Raw genomic sequence first — 20354 nt, 5'->3', positions numbered from 1 at the left:
GTACTGTTTTTGTTTCATTGTGCTATATCTTTACTCTTGAAAAATCAAATCTATCCATTATCAACAGCCTTGGTGAGTGAAGAGTTTCGGGGGAAATTTTCAGCCTATCGCCTTGAAACAAGGGCACGACAGAGTTCAATCATGGACATTTTCATTGAGTATTATAGATAGAAATAAAGAAAATCCCAGTCCGTAGACTGAGATTCAATAGATTTATAAACACTAGACTTTAGACTGAATAGCCTGCATCTGGGCATAGACACCACCTAGAGCGACCAAGTCATCATGACGGCCTTGTTCAATGATGCGACCTTGGTCCAGGACCAGAATCTGGTCTGCATTTTGAATGGTCGACAGGCGGTGGGCGATGATAAAGGTTGTCCGCCCCTCCTTGACCACTTCCATGGCATGCTGGATGATTTCCTCAGTCTCCGTATCAATGTGGGAAGTCGCCTCATCCAGGATCAGAATCTTAGGGTCAGAATAAAGGGTCCGGGCAAAGGCAATCAACTGCCGCTCTCCACTGGAGAAGGCCGAACCTTTTTCGACAACAGGCTCATCGATTCCCTTTTCCAAACGAGCCAACATCGGCCCAGCTCCAACCTTTTCCAGAGCCTGGCGCACGCGCTCCCGGTCCATTTGGTCCACATCCATGGCCACATTGCTGGCAATGGTCCCCGTAAAGAGATAAGGATCTTGCAGGACAATCCCCATATGGCTGCGCAGGCTTTCGCGAGAATAGTCTCGAATATCCTGACCATCAATCAAGACCCGCCCAACCTGGGGATCGTAGAAGCGATAGAGTAGGTTCATAATCGACGTCTTACCCGAACCAGTATGGCCCACCAGAGCCACTGTCTGCCCCTTGTCCGCCTGGATAGAGATATCCTTCAAGATTGCCTTGCCTTCTTCGTAGGCAAACTGGACATGATCAAATATGACTTGACCATCAGTCACCTGCAAGATCTCTTCTCTATCTGGCTCCGTCTCTTCTTCCAAGAGGGCCATCAAACGCTTGCCCGTTTCAAAGGACCGCAGCATATTTGGAAATTGCTGTACCAAGGAACCCAGGGCAATAAAAATTCCCTCAATATAGTTGACATAGATAAAGAGCTTGCCTGGACTAACCCCCGGCTGGCCCTTGAGAAACTGATAGCCAACCACCGTAAGAATACCAGTGACCACCAAGTTTTGCAGGAAACCACTCAGGTTCCAGGTCGCCAAGGATTGGGCCCAGATAATTCGGTTATCGGCCCGTCGCATCTTGTCTGCCGTTGCCTCAAACTCTTCCATGACTGCCTCTTCCTGACCGAAAAGCTGGATCAGACTAGCCCCGTTCATGGTTTCATTGACCTGGGTATTGACATCACTCCTGGCATCATAAAAGTCCTTCATGGGTTTGTCTGTCATCCGCTTATAGGCATACTGGATAGCGATATAGAGTGGAATCAAGACCAGCATGAGCCAGCCCAGGGTGGCATTCATGTAAAAGAGGACACCATAGGTAAATGCCAGACGGATGAGGTTATTAAAGGCGTAGACCAGGGTCCCATAGAACTGGTTGCGCAGGGTCTCGGTATCATTGACAATCCGAGTCGCAATCTTACCTGCTGGTTTGTCATCAAAGTAGGAAATAGGCAGGCGCTGCATGACATCGTAGGCCTGATTTCGCAAAAGCTCCGCAATCCGATTGGCACAGTGCATAAGCAGGCGCATGGACAGATAAAAGCCCAGACTACCGATGACCGTCATCCCCATATACTGACTAGCCTTGGTCAAAAAAGCAGCCTGATCAAAGGGCAGCCCCTTGCTCAAATCCGTCAAGGGACCGTCAATAGCCTGCTGGACAATGAGCGGTGCCAAACGCACCATGGCAGAAGCCAGGAGATAGAAGGCTACCGCAATGACAAATAGCCATTTGACCTGCTTGATTTGTCGCAATAAAAATCCTAAAATCTTCATTCCTCTCCTCCTTCCTGGCTTTGTTGTCGCTGGTATTGCTCAAAGTACCAGCCACCTTGCACCAGCAAATCTGCTGGACGGCCCTCTTCAACGATGCGGCCCTCATCCAGGACCAGCACCCAGTCTGCATGGTTAACAGCCGACAGGCGGTGGGTGACGATGACATTGGTTTTACCCGCCCGTTCTTTTTGGATATTTTCAATAATCTGGCGTTCTGTACGAGCATCTACTGCCGACAGGGAATCATCCAGTATCAGCAGGTCTGGTTTTCGCAGAAAGGCCCGTGCAATGGAAATCCGTTGCTTCTGACCGCCCGAAATGGACACACCCCGCTCACCAATCATGGTCGACAGTCCATCACTCATCCGCTCCAAGTCTTGACTGAAGGCCGCTGTCGCAATGGATTGCTCAATCTCCTCAGGACTGGCATCCAGCTTACCAAGGGCAATATTTTCGCCGACCGACTTGGAAAAGAGAATGTGTTCTTGGGGAACATAGCCAATTTTTTCCTCGATAGATGCGCGTTTAAAGTCCAGAACTGACTGGCCATTTATCGTAAAACTGCCTTGACCGACTGGATATTGACGGAGGAATTGGCGGACCAGAGTGGTCTTGCCTGACCCTGTTTTCCCAACGATACCGACTGTCTGCCCTCTTTTCAGGGTCCAATGGATGTCCTGCAAACTCGGCCGGTCTGCCTGTGGATAGCTAAAGCTGTACCCTTCAAAAGCCAGACTGGACAGCTCTGCTATTTCCCCAAAACCATCAACTTCCAAATCATCCCCTGTATCAATCAGCTCCTGCAGCTTTTCAAATGAGGTCTTGCCGGTCTGGTAGACCAAGATGAAATCCGACAGCATCCAGAAAGGCTCGAGAAGTGAACCAACGTAGAGCTGGAGGGCGATGACCTGACCGATAGACAGTTGACCGGACTTGACAGCCACTGTCCCCATGACCAGGACCAAAATAGTGGACAAGCCCAGAGCCAAAGTAGCCAAGGGATTGTAGAGGGACTGGAGGGAGGTAATCCGGTCTCCACCCTTGGCAAGCTCCCGTGTCCGCTCCTGAAACTTGGCCTTCTGAGTGGCCTTCTTGCTGTAGGCGCGTGTGACCCGAATACCTTCTACTACTTCCAGAACCTCATTATTGAGCTGGGCGACAGCCTCCCGGTTGGCCTCAATGGCCTCATCCTGCTTGCGACCGATGAAAAAGATAGCCGCAGTCATAGCCAGCATAGGAAGCAGAGCCACCAGAGAAGTCTTCCAGTCGATGATAAACATATATGGAATGACAAAGGCAAACATGCCTCCTGCATAGACCACAATCATGATTCCGTAGCCAACCATTTCCATCAGCCCGTCCACGTCCGTTGAAAAGCGGGTCATGACATCCCCAGAGCGAAACTTCTCATAGAAGGGCGTCCGCATGACAACCATTTTTCGGAAGGCCCGTTGCTGCATATCAAATTTGAAATTGATAGAAGACTGAAAAAGCTTGAGATGCCAAATGAAGGCTGTAGCATAGTTGACCAGGGTCACCAGGAAAAGCAGGGTCATATCCTGGACCAACATTTTCTCGGTCAAGCCATTAGACGCCAGGGTGTCGACCATTCTTTGGATAATCTGGGTCGGCACCAAGAGCGTGGCGTCGTAAATAATCAAGGTCACAGCGATCAGCAAGTAGAGCCACTTGTGCCGCTTGACATAATCAAAAATTAAGCTGAACATATATCTCCCTTATCTAATAACCTTTCTAAGCACGCAAAAAAGCCTAGACGACACACTCCGCCTAGGCTCCCTCAAGTCCGTTCAAATAGACTATTATAGTTGCTTAAAAAGGAGTGGTTTATGAAAAACAGTTTGTTTTGTGATAAATACTGTATTGTTCATTGTAGTACTCCTTTCCTCATTCTACCCCTTATTTTATCAGAATATATTGACTTGTCAAGGTATTTTAGGTAAAAAAGTAAGAAAAAACGACCCATCCGGACCGTTTGTCAACTATATGCTAGTTGCCGGGATTGAACCGGCGACCTCATCCTTACCATGGATGCGCTCTACCGACTGAGCTAAACCAGCAGTACCTTATCAGTATATCATACTCTGGAAATTTGTCAATATTTTTTGAAAGAAAAAAAGCCTATAAAAGACTCTTTTCCGCTATACATAGCTGAATCGATTCTACAGTTTTCTCAGCAACTCTTTCAAAGCCCTGCTTTTGCCAAAATCGACTGGCCTGTGGATTGGCCACCACATAGCCAAGTCTGACTTTTTGGAAATACTGTCCTAACTGACTTTCTAGCTCTGCCATGATTTTGGAACCTATTCCCTGATCAGCCAAGCTACCGTCCACCATAAAGAGACCAATGTAAGCTATCTGGTCATCAGGATAGCCGGCAATCAAATCCAGCACTGCCACGAACTGATTGTCCCACCAGTAACCGACAAAATACTTATCTGACAGGTCCTTCCCAGGCGGTCAATCGACTAAATCTTGCCGCAAACCTTCCAAGCTCGGACTTGGCGGATAATGTTCAAAATAGAGGGGATTGGTCTGGTAAAGAACCAAAACCTGCTCTAAGTCAGCTTCAGTTAGCTTTCGGACTTGATAATGATTTGAAAATTGACTAATCTTTATCCTCTTCGCTCCCACTAGGCTCCCCAATCACCTCAAAACTCGCTCGGCTATCTGCTGCTAATGCATCTTGTTCGTAAGCATTGATAATCTGGGCAACAACCGGATGACGGACCACGTCCTTGGCAGAAAAATAGACAAAATCAATCTGCGAAATATTTTTCAATTTTTCCGTAGCATCAATTAAACCAGACTTGACCTTACGAGGTAGGTCAATCTGACTAATATCCCCGTTGACAATCATCTTGGAATTAAAACCGAGACGGGTCAAAAACATCTTCATCTGCATGATAGTAGTGTTTTGCGCCTCATCCAGAATGACAAAGGCATCTTCCAGCGTCCGCCCCCTCATATAAGCCAAAGGTGCAATTTCGATAATCTCCCGCTCCATGAGACGAGTGGTCTGCTCCTTACCCAAAATCTGATAGAGGGCATCGTAAACGGGACGCAGATAAGGATCAACCTTCTCCTTCAAATCCCCCGGCAAAAAGCCCAGACTTTCACCAGCCTCGACCGCAGGACGAGTCAGGACAATCCGCTTGACCTGGCCACGCTTGAGAGCGGTGACAGCCAAGGTCACAGCCAGGAAGGTTTTTCCAGTCCCAGCTGGACCGATACCAAAGACAATATCATGTCGTTTGACAGCATCCACATAAACCTTCTGTCCCAAGGTCTTGACACGAATAGGCTTGCCAGAATTGTCCTTGATGATTTCTTCCTCATAGAGGGCGACAAATCTTTCGATTTCATCATTTTTAGCCATGGAAATAGCCGTCACCACATCTGGCGTTGACACAGTTAGCCCGCGATTGACCAAGACCAAGAGGGACTGGATGACCAGACGGGCCTGCTCAACATGGTCAGCTTGACCAATGACCTGGACCTTTTCTGTCCGAGCATGAATGACCACACCCAGCTCCTGCTCCATCAGACGCAAATGGCGCTCATTGGATCCAAAAAGACTAAAACTATCATCCGGATGGCTGAGTTGAATATCAATAGAATGTTCTTGCAAAGACTTGCTCCTTTACCTGTGCTTTTCTATTATTATACCAAAAATCTATCAAACTGGCCTTGTGAAAACAAAAAGAACAGAGAAGATCACCTCTCTGCTCCTATGGAGACCGTATTCATTATATAAAGGGATTAGGTCATAAAGGAATAAGTAGATCTCCACGATTTTCGTAAGAAATTATTCTTACACTTGTATTATAATCCTATTTAGTGATAAATTGCAACTAAATGAACATTATTTTTTTATTTTTATGTATATTTTTACATTTTTGCATTTATATTGGTATGATTATATGAAACAATCCTATATACAGAGTAGGCTAATGGGCCATATAGTCCTCCCAAATGGCGTCAAAATCAGACATTGAAAAAGCAAAACTGGCAAACTCCTCCAAAAAGCGACTGACCTCATCAAAATCCATTGATTGCTTTGGGAAATCATACTCTTCAAAGGCGTAATCAGCCAAAATAGCCACAGGCTCGTTGGACTTGGGATTGCGATGGGTCATCAACCAGCTATAAAAGGTTCTTCTCATACTATCCTATTCTCCTTAATAATGAAAGAATCCTTCCATTCAGAACCAAAGGATTCTCCATAAAGTAAAACAAACTCAGTTTGTAGACAAAGTCTCTTTTCAGACTTTCCTGATGTGATGTCGGATGGCTCCGAAAGTCAGGGGAGTGACTTTCGGAGCTTGGAAATAGAACGAACGCAGTTCGGTTCATTTAGTCAGGGGAGTGACTTTCGGAGGTTGGAAACAGAACGAACGCAGTTCGGTTCATTTAGTCAGGGGTGTGACTTTCGGAGGTTGGAAACAGAACGAACGCAGTTCGGTTCATTTAGTCAGGGGTGTGACTTTCGGAGGTTGGAAACAGAACGAACGCAGTTCGGTTCATTTAGTCAGGGGAGTGACTTTCGGAGCTTGGAAATAGGGAACTGCTGAGCAGTTCCTCAAATCCTCTGTTACTTTGAGCCTAAGGTCTCAAATACTCCGAATACCTGAAACGACAGCGTTTCAGGTATTTTCATCACGGCGGAAAGTCCTGGTTTAGGGCTCGCTCCGCTCGCAAAATAAACTAAATTTTTGTTTTTTCTTAGCAGAGCTACTCAGTTAATTTATCCAGAATTTAGTTTATCGACGTCCTAACAAACTATTTATTTCTCGAACGACTCTTGCGTCTTTCCTTAAATTGGGCACGATTTTTCTGCTCATTCCTAAAAATAAAATAGGAAACCAGAGCCAGTGGTAACAAGACCAGACTAGAACCAATCCAAGTTAGGGTGAAACTTGTTTGATTGTCAGCTTCAGCGGATTGCTTTTTGACCAAGGCCTTATTGACCGTTGCCAAGACGCCTGTATCTTCAGCCTTCACAGAATCCTGAATCAAGGGACTGACCGAATCCAAGCCATTATCCGCATAGACCTGCCCATCCTTATATACCAATTTGGGACTAGTTCCAACGGGGACAGTCGCATATAGGTCCGACTCAACCTGGTAATGCTTTCCGTCCTGGCTATGTTTACCAGCTGTCAAGACTTTCTTGTATTCAAAGTCCTGATAAGCCTTATCAATCAAGGCGTTAGCAAAGGCATGGCGCTGGAAATCCGAATTCATATCAGACCAGGTACCCACACCCATAATGACTGCAATCATCTTTTGCCCGCCGCGATCGATGGTCATGGAAATATTGAAGGCCGCACGAGGACTGGAACCGGTTTTGAGACCAGTGACCCCTTCTAAACCGTAGATATTTCCTGGTAAAGAATAATTATAGGAATTATAGGCCTGCTGGTAGGGAGTGTCCACCATCGTAACAATGACCCGATGGCGCGTATATTCCAAAATGGCAGGATATTTTTTGGTCAAATGGTAGACCAAAATGGCCATATCACGCGCTGTTGTCTGGTTGGAAGCCGAATTGTCATAACGCTTGGGACTATAGTAACCTCTAAAGCCACTTGCCCCTGCTCCTCCTGGATTGTTCCAGACAGAATTGGTCATACCCAGCTCCTTGGCCTTGGCATTCATCATGTCCATAAAAGCATCCGGATCATTGTTAGACAAATAATTGGCCAACATGACTGTCGCTACATTGGAAGATGGTACCAAGGTCATGGCAATCAAATCACCAACTGTATAATCAACACTAGCATAGATCGGATTGTTCGAAATTTCATGGATAGCAGAAATCGCCTGGTCAGTCTCCGTTGCCCTGATAATCGTATCTTCTGTCAACTTTCCCTGACCAATGGCTTCATAGACCAGATACAAGGTCATGAGCTTACTCATACTAGCCGGATCCCTTGACTCATCAATATTATCTTGCCAAACAATATCCCCAGTATTTCCATCAATCAATATAGAAGACTTGGGCCTGTAGCCCTCATAAACCTCATAACCAGAAGCTCTAGCAATATCCATCAATTCATCTGCTTTTACTACCGGACCGCCCCAAACCAGGCCAATCAACAGTAGAGCAAGTAGTATTCTTTTCACTATAATCTCCATTGATTTTATTGATAAACGGGAGGATAACTACAAACCCTGCACCTTCCTCCTAACGCAATCCCAACATGGCTTCCTTGGCATGAACCATGTCCGTCATCATCTGGCAATAAGGCGTTGGAATACCAACCCGCTTGCTCTTGAAAACTACCGCTCCATTCAGATAGTCAACCTCCGTCTTGCGACCATGTTGGTTCAAGTCCTGATGCATGGACGGATAATGATGTGAAGCCTTTTTAGAAGTTTCCATGATGTACTTCCAAATTCCCTCTTCATCGATATTCCCTACTTCCGCGCGCGCCACAGCAATAAATTCCTTGAAAATCCCCTGAACCAGATTGAGCCCACCTTCCGTTCCAAAAAGTTCCCCAATGGTACAGTCCATAATGGTACAGGTCGGATTCATGACCCCATTGACACAGGCCTTGCGCCAGATAGATTCAATCACATTCTCATCATAGGTCGCATTGAGTCCCGCTTGGTTAAACATGTCCACGATGTGGGCAACAGCCTGACCGTCCCCAGACATATTTTGCAGGAAAATGGATCCTGGTCCCTCCAGATGAGCATGACCTGGCCCCTTGAGCCCAGCCAACCAAATGGTTACTCCAACCATGATAGACTCATCTGGCACATAGCGGCGCATGGTGGTCGCATGACCCAACCCATTCAAAAGACTGAGTACCTTGGTCTGTTCACCGATAATCCCCTTAATATCCTGCAACATTTTTGGTAACTGGTCTGCCTTGGTCAAGAGGATAATCAAATCCGCCACTTCCACAGCCTCAGTCGGTTTCATAATCGGCAGCTTGACCGTCTCGTCAAAATCCCCCGTCACCTTGAGCCCATTTTCACGGATAGCCTGAATATGGTCCTCCCAATTGTCCAGCAAAATCACCTCATGATCAGTCTTGGACAGAGAATAACCAAAACGGCAACCCATTGCTCCACTACCAGCAATATATACATGCATGATTCTTCTCCTAAATCAATTCTGTCCCAATCGCATCTTGCTTGATTTTACCGGCTTTCATCAGCCCACCCAGGGCTTTTTTGAATTGCCCCTTGGAAATGCCAAAGGTGGCCTTGATGTCTTCCGGAGCAGACTTGTCATTCAAGGTCATAAAACCGCCATTGCTTTCCAGATAAGTCAAAATCATCTGGGCATCATTTTCCAACATCTCAAATGAGCGTGGTTTGAGCGACAGATTGAGGGTCCGGTCAACAGCCCGATAGCCGATGACACGTGCCTCCAGGACCTGGCCCAAACGTGGCTCTGCATAACGCTCGCTAGGATGAATAAAACCCAGCATATTGTTGTCTGGCAAGTAAACAAAGGTCCCATTGAGTTTCAAGCGGTAGACAATGGCCTTGAGGGTCTGGTTTTGCATATTGTCATAAGCAGGACCTGCCATCTTTTGAAATTCCTCTTGAAAGGCAGGTAAAGCCCAAATTCGGTCTTTCTTGTCAACGTCCAACTTGACATAGAGCTGGTCGCCTTTCTTGGGCCAGAGTTCCTTGATGTCAGGAAGGATGTCTAAGGACACAACCACTTCCTTGTCCGGCAAACCCGTATCAATAAAGACACCCAAGTCCTTCCTCACTTCTGTTACCGTTCCCCAGCCAAAGGTATCGCGGGTTGCTCCCACTTCCTTGGTCGTCAAGCGCAATTTCTGCTTCATATCTGTGTAGGCAAAGCCCTTGACAGATTGACCCAGCTGAAAATCCCCTTCTTCCTTGGACAGGGCAAAGGTCTTACCATCCTTTTGGATGAAGTAAAACTGGTCATTTTGGTCGGTCACTAATCCGACAATATAGTGAGCTAGTAAATCATTCATAGCAATTTCTTTCTAGGCAACCACTGGGCGCCTGCATTTTTGGATGCTCTGCTGCTTACTCTCTAGACAAATCTCTAGGAAAACAATCAAGCAAAGCTAGCAAAAAAGGAAGGAAAGACAAGGATTCTGTAGATCTTTGTCCTCTCATTCCCCTTGTGTTGGTTAAACTTCTAAGAGTTCTTTTTCCTTGTCAGCTATCATCTTATCGATGGTCTTAATCGCATCATCCGTCACTTTTTGGATGTCTTTTTCAAGTGTCTTCAAGTCATCTTCTGTGATTTCTTTTGCCTTCTCAGCCTTCTTAGCCTCGTCCATGGCATCACGACGGATATTGCGGATTGCTACTTTAGAGTTTTCACCCACTTTTTTCACGTCTTTTGCCAAGTTCTTACGGGTTTCCTCAGTAAGAGCAGGGATAACCAAGCGGATAACCGTACCGTCAGACTGTGGTGTCAAGCCAAGGTCTGAAGCGTTCAAGGCACGCTCGATATCTTTCAAGATAGACTTATCAAACGGTGTGATAAGAAGAACACGCGCCTCTGGCACAGTGATACCAGCTAACTGGTTGAGCGGTGTTGGCGCTCCGTAGTAATCCACAGAGATACGGTCCAGGAGACTAGCATTGGCACGACCTGCACGGATATGGCTAAATTCACGCGCCAAGCTCTGGTGAGATTGATTCATACGCTCTTGCGCTTTGGCAATAATTTCTTTCGACATAAAATATCCTTTTCTTTTTGTTTTTATTTTTCTTCTTTGTTAGAAACGGTTGTACCGATTGGCTCACCGAAAACAACACGTTTAATATTGCCTGGCTCATTCATGTTAAAGACAACCAGGTCGATGTCATTGTCCATTGAAAGAGTTGATGCTGTGGCATCCATGATTTTAAGACCACGATGGATAACTTCACGGTGGGTCAATTCATTGAACTTAACCGCATTGGCATCCTTACGAGGGTCTGCATTGTAAACACCGTCGACCCCATTTTTAGCCATGAGAATCGCATCTGCTTCGATTTCTGCTGCACGAAGAGCAGCCGTCGTATCGGTTGAGAAATACGGTGAGCCGATACCAGCACCAAAGATAACGATACGACCTTTTTCCAAGTGACGTAGAGCACGACCGCGAATGTAAGGCTCTGCCACAGACTGCATAGAAATAGCTGTTTGCACACGAGTATCCACACCAAGTTGTTTGAGGGAATCCGCCATCACCAGGGCATTCATGACCGTACCAAGCATACCAGTATAGTCAGCCTGGACACGATCCATACCTGCTTCTGCAGCAGGCTCTCCACGCCAGAGGTTACCACCACCGATCACCAAAGCAATCTGAACACCTGAAGCAGCAACTTCTTGGATTTCCTTTGCCATCTTTTGTACTGTCGCAATATCGATACCGATACCACGATCGCCTGCCAAGGCCTCCCCAGAAAGTTTAATCAATATACGTTCATATTTTGGTTTCATTGTCTCACCCCTCTATTTTATCCCTACTATTCTATCATAATTTTTTCTTTTTTTATAGTAGAATCTTCTTCAAAAAAAGGAAATCAATCGATTCCCTTTACAAGCTATTTTTAGATCTATCTGGAGACATTTTAGTGATAAAAATCAAAGACTTGAAAATAAACTATTTACGCCGTTACTTCTTACTCATTCTCTTTTTCAGTAGAGTTGCTCACTGTTATCATCATTCCTTCATTTTTCCGATTATTCCTATACATAACTAAGACAAGCATGGCTGAAACCAGACTAATGAAAATTTCTATAAACAGGCATTAGACAATAAAAATGGCTCTATAATTTCTGTAGTGGGTAAAACCACCGTGGAGATTATGGAGCTTTTTAAGTATATACAAAAAGTCCCATATGACCTATAATGAAAAGCAACCAAACTCACATTAGAAAGGCTCATATGGAACAACTAAATTTTATCACAAATTTTCTCAGAATTAAAGACAAAAATATCCTTATCACTGATGAATATGATATGGGAACTCACTTAGAACTACATGGTCACTTGGATTACACAGCCCCTAAATGTCCTTCTTGTAAGGGACAAATGGCTAAATACGATTTCCAAAAAGCCTCCAAAATCCCCTACCTAGAAACTGCTGGTTATCCACTCCTCATCCGCCTTAAAAAGCGTCGGTTCAAGTGTAAAGATTGCGGAAAAATGGCTGTCGCTGAAACTCCTCTTGTCAAGAAGAACCACCAAATCTCTGTCGCTGTTAACCAGAAAATCGCCCAGTTACTCATCGAAAATCAAGCAATGACACATATTGCACACAGGCTATCTATCTCAACATCATCAGTTAGTCGAAAGCTTAATGAGTTCAAGTTTGAAACAGATTGGAATATCTTACCTGAGGTGATGAGCTGGGATGAATATGGCTTTAAGAAGGGGAAGATGAGCTTTATCGCACAAGATTTCAACTCCCTAAACGTCATTACTATCCTTGACGGAAGAACTCAAGCAACCATCCGAAACCACTTTCTACGCTATCCTAGAAAGGTTAGAAACCGCGTTAAAGTCATCACTATGGACATGTATAGCCCATACTACCAATTGGCTAAACAGCTTTTTCCGCATGCCAAAATCGTCCTTGATCGCTTTCATATCGTACAACACCTTAGCCGTGCTATGAACCGTGTCCGTATTCAAATTATGAATCAATTCGACAGAAAATCGCACGAATACCGTGCTTTGAAACGCTACTGGAAATTGATACAACAAGATAGCCGTAAAATCAATGATAAACGATTTTATCGCCCTATGTTTCGCATGCATTTGACTAATAAGGAAATCCTAGAAAAACTACTGTCTTTTTCAGAGGAACTACGACAACACTATCAACTCTATCAATTTCTCTTGTTCCATTTCCAAGAGAAAAACTCAGATCATTTCTTCAGTCTCATCGAACAGGAAATAGCCACTGTTAATCCTATTTTCCAGACGGTATTTAAGACATTTCTAAAGGATAAAGACAAGGTTTTGAATGCCCTAGAATTGCCTTATTCCAACGCCAAACTGGAAGCTACCAATAATCTCATCAAAGTCATTAAGAGAAATGCCTTTGGTTTCAGGAACTTTGAAAACTTTAAAAAACGAATTTTGATTGCTTTGAACATAAAGAAAGAGAGAACGAAGTTCGTCCTCTCTAGGTGTTAGCTTTTCATCTACCCACTACAGTTGACAAAGAGCCACAATTGCTCTCGAAGTCCGGAAGAAATGGCCTTCGTGGGTAGATTATAGACAGCTGCCAAATGCTGATAAAACGCTTTTCTTTGACTTGCTTCCATCCTACTCGCTCCTTATCCAAATTTATAGCTATTATAATGCTAACTGCTTTGCTTGTCAAATCAAAAAGACTGCCCGAAGACAGTCCCTCTACTCATTACAATGAGTTAGGATCAACTTTGATACCAACACCTTGTGTAGTAGTGATGGTTACAGAAGTCATGTAAGTACCTTTAGCTGTAGCAGGCTTAGCCTTAACCATTACATCGTTGAAAGCTTTGAAGTTTTCAACCAATTTGTCAGCTTCAAATGATACTTTACCGATAAGAGCTTGTACGATACCTGCTTTGTCCGCACGGTAAGTGATTTTACCACCTTTAGACTCTTCAACTGCTTTAGCAACATCCATTGTTACTGTACCAGTTTTAGGGTTTGGCATCAAGTTACGTGGACCAAGCACGCGACCAAGACGTCCAACAACAGCCATCATATCTGGTGTTGCGATAACAACGTCGAAGTCCAACCAACCGCCGTTGATTTTAGCAACAAGGTCATCTTCACCAACAAAGTCTGCACCAGCAGCTTTTGCTTCTTCTGCTTTTGCACCACGCGCGAATACCAATACACGAGCAGTTTTACCAGTACCGTTTGGCAATACCATTGCACCACGAATTTGTTGGTCTGCTTTACGAACGTCGATGTTCAAGTTGTAAGCAACTTCAACTGACGCATCAAATTTAGCGAAGTTAGTTTCTTTTGCAAGTGCTACAGCTTCTTCTACGCTGTACAATTTTGTGCTGTCGATTTTCTCAAGAGCAGCACGCAAGTTTTTGCTTTTTTTAGCCATGTTATATGTCTCCTTGTAATCAGATAATCTTGGGTGCTACTGCTTAGTCAGCAACAGTGAATCCCATAGAACGAGCAGTACCTTCGATCATACGCATTGCAGCTTCAAGAGATGCAGCGTTCAAGTCAGGCATTTTAGTTTCAGCAATTTCTTGTACTTGTGCACGAGTAACTGTTGCAACTTTAGTTTTGTTAGGTGTGCCTGAACCTTTTTCAACACCTGCAGCTTTTTTCAACAAAACAGCAGCTGGTGGTGTTTTAGTGATGAAATCGAAAGATTTATCTTCATACACAGAGATAACGACTGGGATAATCATACCAGCTTGATCAGCTGTACGAGCGTTGAACTCTTTAGTGAATCCCATGATGTTGATACCTGCTTGACCAAGTGCTGGACCAACCGGTGGAGCTGGAGTAGCTTTACCTGCAGGAATCTGAAGTTTTACGAGTTTTTCGACTTTTTTAGCCATGATATAAAATCCTCCTATTGTGGTTTTGGCGGTAATTAAAGATTTTTACCTCCCACAAATATGTGCATTTACACATACCTTTTTATTATACACGATTTCAGGAAAAATGCAAGCTTTATGTTTACTTTTTTTTATTTTTTTAATAGAATATAAGTATGTTATTACTGAAAATTGCAGCGGTTGTTTATCCAATTGTTACGCTGATTATTTCAATTCTATTTGTCAAATTATTAAAGTTAAATAAGAGGGGTTGGAACTTTGCTGACCTGGCTTTTCCTATGTTCGCTTTTGAATTTATCATCCTAACAGATAAGCTCTACTACAGCAGCCTACTACCCCACCTACTGCTAGCTCTTTCTCTGCTCTTGCTGATTCTGCTAACTGGCACTCTCTATAAAAAAAGAGAATTAGACTACAAGCGTTTTTTCAAGGTTTACTGGAGAGCTGGTTTTCTCCTGACCTTTCTCATGTACATAGGTCTTCTCGTCGCCATCTTTACCCAAAAATAAGCAATCCCTCCTGAGAAATTGTCAGAAGGGATTTTTTCTATTCATGAATTTCTAATGGTAGACCATCTGGGTCAAAGAAGAAGGCCATCTTCTTGCCATCAAAATCGTCATATCGCAGGGCTTCGTGGGGAATGTCCAAGCGGTCAAACTCCGCCAGACAGGCCTCGACATCTGCGACCTTAAAAGCTAAATGCCGCAGGCCAGTGTGTTCTGGTTGAGGCATTTTGGGGCGCAAGGGGGCGTCTGGCTTGATAAAGATTTCCAAGACCAGATTGCCCTTTCTGACATTGAAAAGAATGTCATTTTTTTCTGGGCGAATGTGCTCATCCAGCTGTTCAAAGCCCAATTTATCCACATAAAATTCTCTGGTTTTGTCATAACTACTACCGATAATGGCAATGTGGTGCACCGTTTCAAAAGTCATTACTGTGTCTCCAATACTTTTCTAGGTTTAGTCCCTTCGGCTGGCCCGATGACGCCAGCTGCCTCTAATTCTTCCATCAAACGGGTTGCACGGTTAAAACCGACCGATAGGCGGCGCTGGATCATAGATGCGGAAGCCTTTTGCGTTTCGATGACGAGGGCACGAGCCTCATTGAAGAGAGGGTCACCCTCAGAAGCTCCGCCATTGTCATCAAAACCACCATCACCTTCTGCCACTTCGCCCGGATCAAAGGACTCGTCGTATTCGGCATCGGCCTGGTCTTTGACAAAGCTGACAATCCGCTCGACATCATCGTCCGAGATAAAGGAGCCTTGTAAGCGAATTGGAGCCGACTCGCCAATAGGATGGAAGAGCATGTCCCCGCGACCGAGGAGTTTTTCGGCGCCATTTTCTCCCAAAATGGTCCGCGAATCCGTGCCCGATGCGACCGCAAAAGCCACACGAGACGGCACATTGGCCTTGATCAGACCTGAAATAACATCAACGGACGGACGCTGGGTCGCTAAAATCATGTGAATGCCCGCCGCACGAGCTTTTTGCCCCAGACGGATAATGGCATCCTCCACTTCCTTGCTGGCGACCATCATCAGGTCAGCCAACTCGTCCACGATGACGACAATCAAAGGTAGGGGAATTTGTTTTTCCTCGGAACGGCTGTTAAATTCCTCAACCTTGGCATTGTAGCCTTCAAGGTTACGGACGCCGATATGACTGAAGAGTTCGTAGCGTTTCTCCATCTCGTCTACCACCTTTTGCAGGGCGCGCGCTGCCTTACGAGGATTGGTCACAACAGGGATGAGCAGGTGGGGAATATCATTATAGACCGACAATTCAACCATTTTGGGATCAATCATCATAAACTTGACTTGGTCAGGACTGGCCTTCATCAAAATAGAAGAAATAATACCGTTGACCGCGACAGATTTACCAGAACCGGTCGATCCTGCCACCAGCAAGTGAGGCATTTTGGCAAGGTCAAAGGATTTGACAGAGCCGTTGACTGCCTTTCCAAGCGGAATTTCCAAGAGTTTGTTAGCATCCGTCTTAGATTGTTCCCAAAGTTCACGGAAGGGCACCGTAGCCACTTCGGAATTGGGCACCTCGATACCGACCAAGGATTTGCCCGGAATCGGCGCTTCGATACGGACATCTTTGGCAGCTAGAGCCAGAGCCAAATCATCCGCCAAATTGGAAATCCGATTGACACGGACACCGACAGCGGGCTTTAATTCATAACGGGTGACCGACGGTCCGATTTCTGCCCGCTCTACAACTACCTTGATACCAAAGCTAGCAAAGGTGTCTTCCAAAATCTTAATGTTCTGTCGGACCAGACGTTTTTCATTGGACTGGCTTTTGGCCTTGATTGGTGCAAAGAGGTCAATGGACGGCAATTTGTAGGCCAAGCGTTGCTTGAGCTTGGGTTTGAAGTCGATTTGAACTTCGACATCCTCCACTTCTTCTGGAAGGTCGGCACTTAGCTGTGGTTCCTCATCCTCAACCAGCATAACTGGAAATTCATCTTCTACCTCTTCTAAATGATCGTATTCTGAAATAATGGGCACTTGAACTGGTTCTGCGTCTAGAATTTCACCCGTTTCCAAATCGACTGGCCTATCCAAGGCTAATGATTCTTCTTCCTCCAAACGCAGGCGCTCTTCCTCCAAGCGAGCCAATTCTAGCTGGCGTTTTTCTTCTCGCTCGGCCCGCTTCAACTCCCGAAGCTCTGCCCTTTTTAACTGGCCCTCCGTCATCTTATCCTTGAGAACTGCCAGGCCATCGGCCACATCGTAGACAGACCATGGACTCATAAAGAAAATACCAAAGGCAATCAAGAGAAAACCGATGAAAAAGGAGCCTATATTAGAAAATAGGAAGGCAATGGGCATATAGAAGGCGCTACCCAGCAGACCTCCACCCAGAAACTCCTTGACCTGAAAACGCGACAGCTCATTTAAACTCAGCCGCAAACTATAGGTAAAGAGGTCCGCCCCACTGTAGGAAACATCCAAATAGGCCTGAAAGCCTATCAGGAGACCGGCCACAATCAGGTAAAAGCCCGAAATCATCCCTTCTCTGCGCTGCCAAAATTGGGGGAAGACAAAGTAGACTAGAAGTCCTGCCAGGACTAGATAAGATAGACTACCAAATAGCAGGCGGAAGACATTGTAGGCTGTCACACCAAAGGCACCCAGCCGACTAGCTGTCAAAATAATGAATAGGACGCCGAAAATCCGAATCAAGATTTTTTTGACCCTGTCTTGTTGGGCTAGTTCAGCCTTGGTCGGCCGCCTTGTTTTCTTTCCTTTTTTATTTGCTTGCTTCATCTCAACCTCAACTTTCTCAATCTCTTTATTCTACCATATTTTTAGTCCGAATTCAGGCTAGAAATGCAGGTGCTGACGAGACGAGAAAGAGAGAATCTTTCGACTCTCCCCACACTTTTATTTTGTCTTTTCAACATTCAAGATTTTCACCTGGTAGCTTCCAGCTGGTGTCTCAATCAGAGCAACATCTCCAGTCTTCTTACCAATCAAGGCATGACCGATTGGACTTTCATTTGAAATTTTATTGGCAAAGGCATCCGCGCCCGCAGCACCAACGATGTGATACACTTCTTCGTCTGTCTCGCCGATTTCTTGAACTGTAACGGTCTTGCCGATAGCCACTTCGTCTGCTGCAACAGCATCGCTATTGACAATTTCCGCATAACGAATCTTGTTCTCGATAGTTGAAATTTGACCTTCTACAAAAGCCTGCTCATCTTTAGCTGCTTCGTATTCAGAGTTTTCCGAAAGGTCTCCGTAAGAACGGGCGATTTTAATACGCTCCACAATCTCCGGACGACGGACCAACTTCAGTTCTTCTAATTCTTTTTCCAACAATTCCTTTTCTTCCAAGGTCATTGGATAGGTTTTTTCTGCCATTTTTACTTCCTTTTCCTGTTTGTCAGGGATGAAAACAAAATTATGCGGAAAATCCACATAATTTTGCCTCAACCTTACTGATTATTTAATTTGCTATTTACGTGTGTTTCAACGTTTTGATTGTGCTCGTCAAATGAAGCGGTAAAATACACTTCTCCAGTCGTCACATCTGCTACAAAGTAGAGATAGTCTGTCTGGTTTGGATTGATGGTCGCCTGAATAGCTGCCAAACTTGGACTTCCTACAGGACCAGGCATTAGACCCAGGTGTACGTAGTTGTTATAAGGTGAATCAATCGCAGTGTCGATTCCTGCATCCTCAGCCAAGGTTGTCTTCTCACCCAGTTTGCCCATTGCATACAAAACAGCGATGTTAGACTGCAAAGGCATGCCGATGTTCATACGATTGTAGAAAGTGCTTGCGATATTCCGACGGTCCTCGTCTGTAGAACCTTCCTTTTCAACCAGTGAAGCCATGGTCAATACTGAATTCACATCCAAGCCCTTGTTTGGAAGCTCTGCATAGTATGGTTGCAAGGCAGTATTGGTCGCCGCAATCATATCTTCTACCAATTGCTCAACAGTCGTGTCTTCGTAATACTCATAAGTAGCTGGAAAGAGATACCCTTCCAACTGATACTTGACACCACTATCCGCTGCAGGCAGGCTTGCAAAGAGGTCTGGATAAGTCTCTGTCATTCGCGTGATGAAAGCTGGGTCCTGAACCGTTGCCATAAAGGCATCCGAGCTAAATGGAGATTCCGTTTTTTCATCCTCTGAAGCACTATTTTGGGTAATCGCTTGGGCAATCTGCTCAATGGTGTACCCCTCAATAACCAGGATTTTACCTGATGCAGGTTTTTCAGCGACTGGAGTTCCACCCTCTTGCAACTTCTTAGCCAGATCTTCTACAGACATGGCCTGGTTCAAATTATAGAAACCACTCTGGAAGCTATTATAGCTCTTTAATTTAGAGAAGTAGTTAAAGACTGTCGCGTTCTTAATCAGCTTATTTTCTAAAAGAATTTGACCGATTTGACTAGTAGAAGAACCTTCTGGAATTTCCACTTGAATAGTCTCTGAAGCTTCCACATTGACTGGTTCTAAGCTTGACTTGACATAGAAGAAACCAGCAACCAAGGTAGCCACCAGGGCCAAGGCAACCAAGGAAACTATGGTCCCGACAATTTTCTTAACTGTTTTATCTTGTTTCTTCTTAACTTGCTTGGTCGCACCGCGTCTTCTTGCCAAGGGTTCTTCCTTTTCAACAACAGGAGTCACTGGTTCAGGTTGAGGAATTACTGCAGGAGCAACCTCTACCTCATCTCTTGTAAATACCGGCTCATCTTCCAATGGTGGTAAAACTACCGGTTCAGGTTGAGGAAGTGGCTCTTCTTTGGCTATTTCCGGATAATCCATTCCAGCCGCAATGGTCCGCAACTGTTGCAGACTGCGCTCAACCGTATCTTCCAATGGAGGTTCTACTGTCTCGTTCCCCTCTTCTTGAGAAAATTCTGGCGCGATTGGAGGCAGTTCAACTTCCTCTTCCTTGACCGACAAATCCACTTCAACCGCTTTCGGAGGCAAATCTTCTGCAATCTTTGGCATAACCTTTGTTTCTTCAAGGCCAGCCTCATCCTCAAAAGCAATCTTGTTAATCCGAATGGTTTGTGGCGCTGTTTCTTTTGTTTGTTCCAAGGCTTCTGTCAAAGGCAGATGCGTTGGAGTGGCTTGCTTCTTCTCTGTAGATTCTTGTAAGGATTCAACAGTATCCTGTCTAGTCGGAAGGTCCGAATCTGTGTTTTGGCGTTTTGATTTCAATTCCTCTAGTTCTCTTAATATCTGATCACGAAAACTAGCAGATTGTGTGTCTTTATCTTCAAAATCCTTTGGCACAATACTACTCCTTTCACACAATTACCCTTTATTATATCTTAAAAAAATTACAAAATCAAG

At 44.9% G+C, this 20354-nt stretch carries 19 protein-coding genes and 1 tRNA gene; 2 read left to right on the top strand and 18 right to left on the bottom strand.

The genetic code is table 11. The features are described 5' to 3' along the window. Positions 1-222: 222 nt before the first annotated feature. From AB1F57_RS03855 to pyrH, 11 genes are all read right to left on the bottom strand, one after another. Positions 223-1962 (bottom strand): ABC transporter ATP-binding protein, encoded by a 1740-nt coding sequence (locus tag AB1F57_RS03855; RefSeq protein ID WP_174853241.1) that lies wholly within the window; start codon positions 1960-1962, stop codon positions 223-225. Next, positions 1959-3689 (bottom strand): ABC transporter ATP-binding protein, encoded by a 1731-nt coding sequence (locus tag AB1F57_RS03850; protein WP_367986097.1) that lies wholly within the window; start codon positions 3687-3689, stop codon positions 1959-1961. The genes AB1F57_RS03855 and AB1F57_RS03850 overlap by 4 nt, the downstream gene beginning before the upstream one ends. A 278-nt stretch (positions 3690-3967) precedes the next feature. Continuing rightward, positions 3968-4040, bottom strand: a tRNA-Thr gene (locus tag AB1F57_RS03845). Between the two features lie 61 nt (positions 4041-4101). Beyond that, complete coding sequence (locus AB1F57_RS03840; protein WP_280921715.1) at positions 4102-4425, bottom strand: GNAT family N-acetyltransferase; 324 nt, start codon at positions 4423-4425, stop codon at positions 4102-4104. Between the two features lie 163 nt (positions 4426-4588). Beyond that, positions 4589-5611 (bottom strand): PhoH family protein, encoded by a 1023-nt coding sequence (locus AB1F57_RS03835; protein WP_167786407.1) that lies wholly within the window; start codon positions 5609-5611, stop codon positions 4589-4591. A 319-nt stretch (positions 5612-5930) separates the two neighbouring features. Then, complete coding sequence (locus tag AB1F57_RS03830; protein ID WP_170239546.1) at positions 5931-6146, bottom strand: YozE family protein; 216 nt, start codon at positions 6144-6146, stop codon at positions 5931-5933. Between the two features lie 616 nt (positions 6147-6762). After that, on the bottom strand, positions 6763-8109 hold the full coding sequence (locus AB1F57_RS03825) for a DUF1958 domain-containing protein (protein ID WP_167786409.1): 1347 nt from the start codon (positions 8107-8109) through the stop codon (positions 6763-6765). Between the two features lie 61 nt (positions 8110-8170). Next, entirely contained in the window at positions 8171-9091 is a 921-nt protein-coding gene (locus tag AB1F57_RS03820) for a 2-dehydropantoate 2-reductase (protein WP_170239548.1), read from the bottom strand. A gap of 10 nt (positions 9092-9101) precedes the next feature. Then, a complete protein-coding gene (gene cvfB / locus AB1F57_RS03815) occupies positions 9102-9956 on the bottom strand; it encodes an RNA-binding virulence regulatory protein CvfB (protein WP_167786411.1) in 855 nt (284 codons plus the stop codon). A 162-nt stretch (positions 9957-10118) separates the two neighbouring features. After that, positions 10119-10676 carry a ribosome recycling factor gene (frr, locus tag AB1F57_RS03810; RefSeq protein WP_170239549.1) on the bottom strand — a complete coding sequence of 186 codons (558 nt, stop codon included), beginning with the start codon at positions 10674-10676 and terminating at the stop codon, positions 10119-10121. 23 nt (positions 10677-10699) lie between these two features. Beyond that, positions 10700-11428, bottom strand: a complete 729-nt coding sequence (gene pyrH, locus AB1F57_RS03805) for a UMP kinase (RefSeq protein WP_105137096.1) — start codon at positions 11426-11428, stop codon at positions 10700-10702. 448 nt (positions 11429-11876) lie between these two features. Between pyrH and AB1F57_RS03800 the strand changes: the two genes are divergently transcribed. Beyond that, positions 11877-13133 carry an ISL3 family transposase gene (locus tag AB1F57_RS03800; RefSeq protein WP_167785830.1) on the top strand — a complete coding sequence of 419 codons (1257 nt, stop codon included), beginning with the start codon at positions 11877-11879 and terminating at the stop codon, positions 13131-13133. An 8-nt stretch (positions 13134-13141) separates the two neighbouring features. On the opposite strand, the gene AB1F57_RS03795 is transcribed toward AB1F57_RS03800, so the two are convergent. The 3 genes from AB1F57_RS03795 to rplK all read right to left on the bottom strand — a co-directional run bounded on the left by AB1F57_RS03795 (position 13142) and on the right by rplK (position 14518). Further along, entirely contained in the window at positions 13142-13264 is a 123-nt protein-coding gene (locus AB1F57_RS03795) for a hypothetical protein (RefSeq protein WP_367986096.1), read from the bottom strand. Between the two features lie 95 nt (positions 13265-13359). Further along, positions 13360-14049 (bottom strand): 50S ribosomal protein L1, encoded by a 690-nt coding sequence (rplA, locus tag AB1F57_RS03790; protein WP_167786339.1) that lies wholly within the window; start codon positions 14047-14049, stop codon positions 13360-13362. Between the two features lie 43 nt (positions 14050-14092). Further along, a complete protein-coding gene (gene rplK, locus AB1F57_RS03785; RefSeq protein WP_105137102.1) occupies positions 14093-14518 on the bottom strand; it encodes a 50S ribosomal protein L11 in 426 nt (141 codons plus the stop codon). A gap of 155 nt (positions 14519-14673) precedes the next feature. On the opposite strand from rplK, the gene AB1F57_RS03780 reads away from it, so the two are divergent. After that, positions 14674-15027: a DUF3397 family protein gene (locus AB1F57_RS03780; RefSeq protein ID WP_105161054.1), complete on the top strand. Its 354-nt coding sequence runs from the start codon at positions 14674-14676 to the stop codon at positions 15025-15027. A gap of 37 nt (positions 15028-15064) precedes the next feature. Here the strand turns inward: AB1F57_RS03780 and AB1F57_RS03775 are convergent, their stop codons facing one another. The 4 genes from AB1F57_RS03775 to mltG form a co-directional block, all read right to left on the bottom strand. Further along, on the bottom strand, positions 15065-15451 hold the full coding sequence (locus AB1F57_RS03775) for a VOC family protein (protein ID WP_167786340.1): 387 nt from the start codon (positions 15449-15451) through the stop codon (positions 15065-15067). Then, positions 15451-17799, bottom strand: a complete 2349-nt coding sequence (locus AB1F57_RS03770; RefSeq protein WP_174853139.1) for a DNA translocase FtsK — start codon at positions 17797-17799, stop codon at positions 15451-15453. Before AB1F57_RS03770 ends, AB1F57_RS03775 begins: the two co-directional genes overlap by 1 nt. Before the next feature lie 117 nt (positions 17800-17916). Continuing rightward, positions 17917-18399: a transcription elongation factor GreA gene (gene greA / locus AB1F57_RS03765; protein WP_105123129.1), complete on the bottom strand. Its 483-nt coding sequence runs from the start codon at positions 18397-18399 to the stop codon at positions 17917-17919. Positions 18400-18473: 74 nt separating this feature from the next. Then, the gene (gene mltG / locus AB1F57_RS03760) at positions 18474-20294 is read right to left on the bottom strand and encodes an endolytic transglycosylase MltG (protein WP_170239519.1); all 1821 of its coding nucleotides are present in this window, start codon (positions 20292-20294) and stop codon (positions 18474-18476) included. Between the last annotated feature and the right edge of the window lie 60 nt (positions 20295-20354).

Source organism: Streptococcus nasisuis, from assembly GCF_040836615.1.
GTDB lineage: Bacteria > Bacillota > Bacilli > Lactobacillales > Streptococcaceae > Streptococcus > Streptococcus suis_V.
This window is presented reverse-complemented; position numbering and strand designations above follow the sequence as displayed.

Bases quoted from the DNA above. Each gene is read 5' to 3' on its own strand.
- AB1F57_RS03855 (WP_174853241.1), bottom strand. From the start codon at position 1,962: ATGAAGATTTTAGGATTTTTATTGCGACAAATCAAGCAGGTCAAATGG.
- AB1F57_RS03775 (WP_167786340.1), bottom strand. From the start codon at position 15,451: ATGACTTTTGAAACGGTGCACCACATTGCCATTATCGGTAGTAGTTAT.
- AB1F57_RS03780 (WP_105161054.1), top strand. From the start codon at position 14,674: ATGTTATTACTGAAAATTGCAGCGGTTGTTTATCCAATTGTTACGCTG.
- rplK (WP_105137102.1), bottom strand. From the start codon at position 14,518: ATGGCTAAAAAAGTCGAAAAACTCGTAAAACTTCAGATTCCTGCAGGT.
- rplA (WP_167786339.1), bottom strand. From the start codon at position 14,049: ATGGCTAAAAAAAGCAAAAACTTGCGTGCTGCTCTTGAGAAAATCGAC.
- greA (WP_105123129.1), bottom strand. From the start codon at position 18,399: ATGGCAGAAAAAACCTATCCAATGACCTTGGAAGAAAAGGAATTGTTG.
- AB1F57_RS03795 (WP_367986096.1), bottom strand. From the start codon at position 13,264: ATGGAAGCAAGTCAAAGAAAAGCGTTTTATCAGCATTTGGCAGCTGTC.
- AB1F57_RS03850 (WP_367986097.1), bottom strand. From the start codon at position 3,689: ATGTTCAGCTTAATTTTTGATTATGTCAAGCGGCACAAGTGGCTCTAC.
- AB1F57_RS03830 (WP_170239546.1), bottom strand. From the start codon at position 6,146: ATGAGAAGAACCTTTTATAGCTGGTTGATGACCCATCGCAATCCCAAG.
- AB1F57_RS03820 (WP_170239548.1), bottom strand. From the start codon at position 9,091: ATGCATGTATATATTGCTGGTAGTGGAGCAATGGGTTGCCGTTTTGGT.
- cvfB (WP_167786411.1), bottom strand. From the start codon at position 9,956: ATGAATGATTTACTAGCTCACTATATTGTCGGATTAGTGACCGACCAA.
- frr (WP_170239549.1), bottom strand. From the start codon at position 10,676: ATGTCGAAAGAAATTATTGCCAAAGCGCAAGAGCGTATGAATCAATCT.
- AB1F57_RS03770 (WP_174853139.1), bottom strand. From the start codon at position 17,799: ATGAAGCAAGCAAATAAAAAAGGAAAGAAAACAAGGCGGCCGACCAAG.
- pyrH (WP_105137096.1), bottom strand. From the start codon at position 11,428: ATGAAACCAAAATATGAACGTATATTGATTAAACTTTCTGGGGAGGCC.
- AB1F57_RS03800 (WP_167785830.1), top strand. From the start codon at position 11,877: ATGGAACAACTAAATTTTATCACAAATTTTCTCAGAATTAAAGACAAA.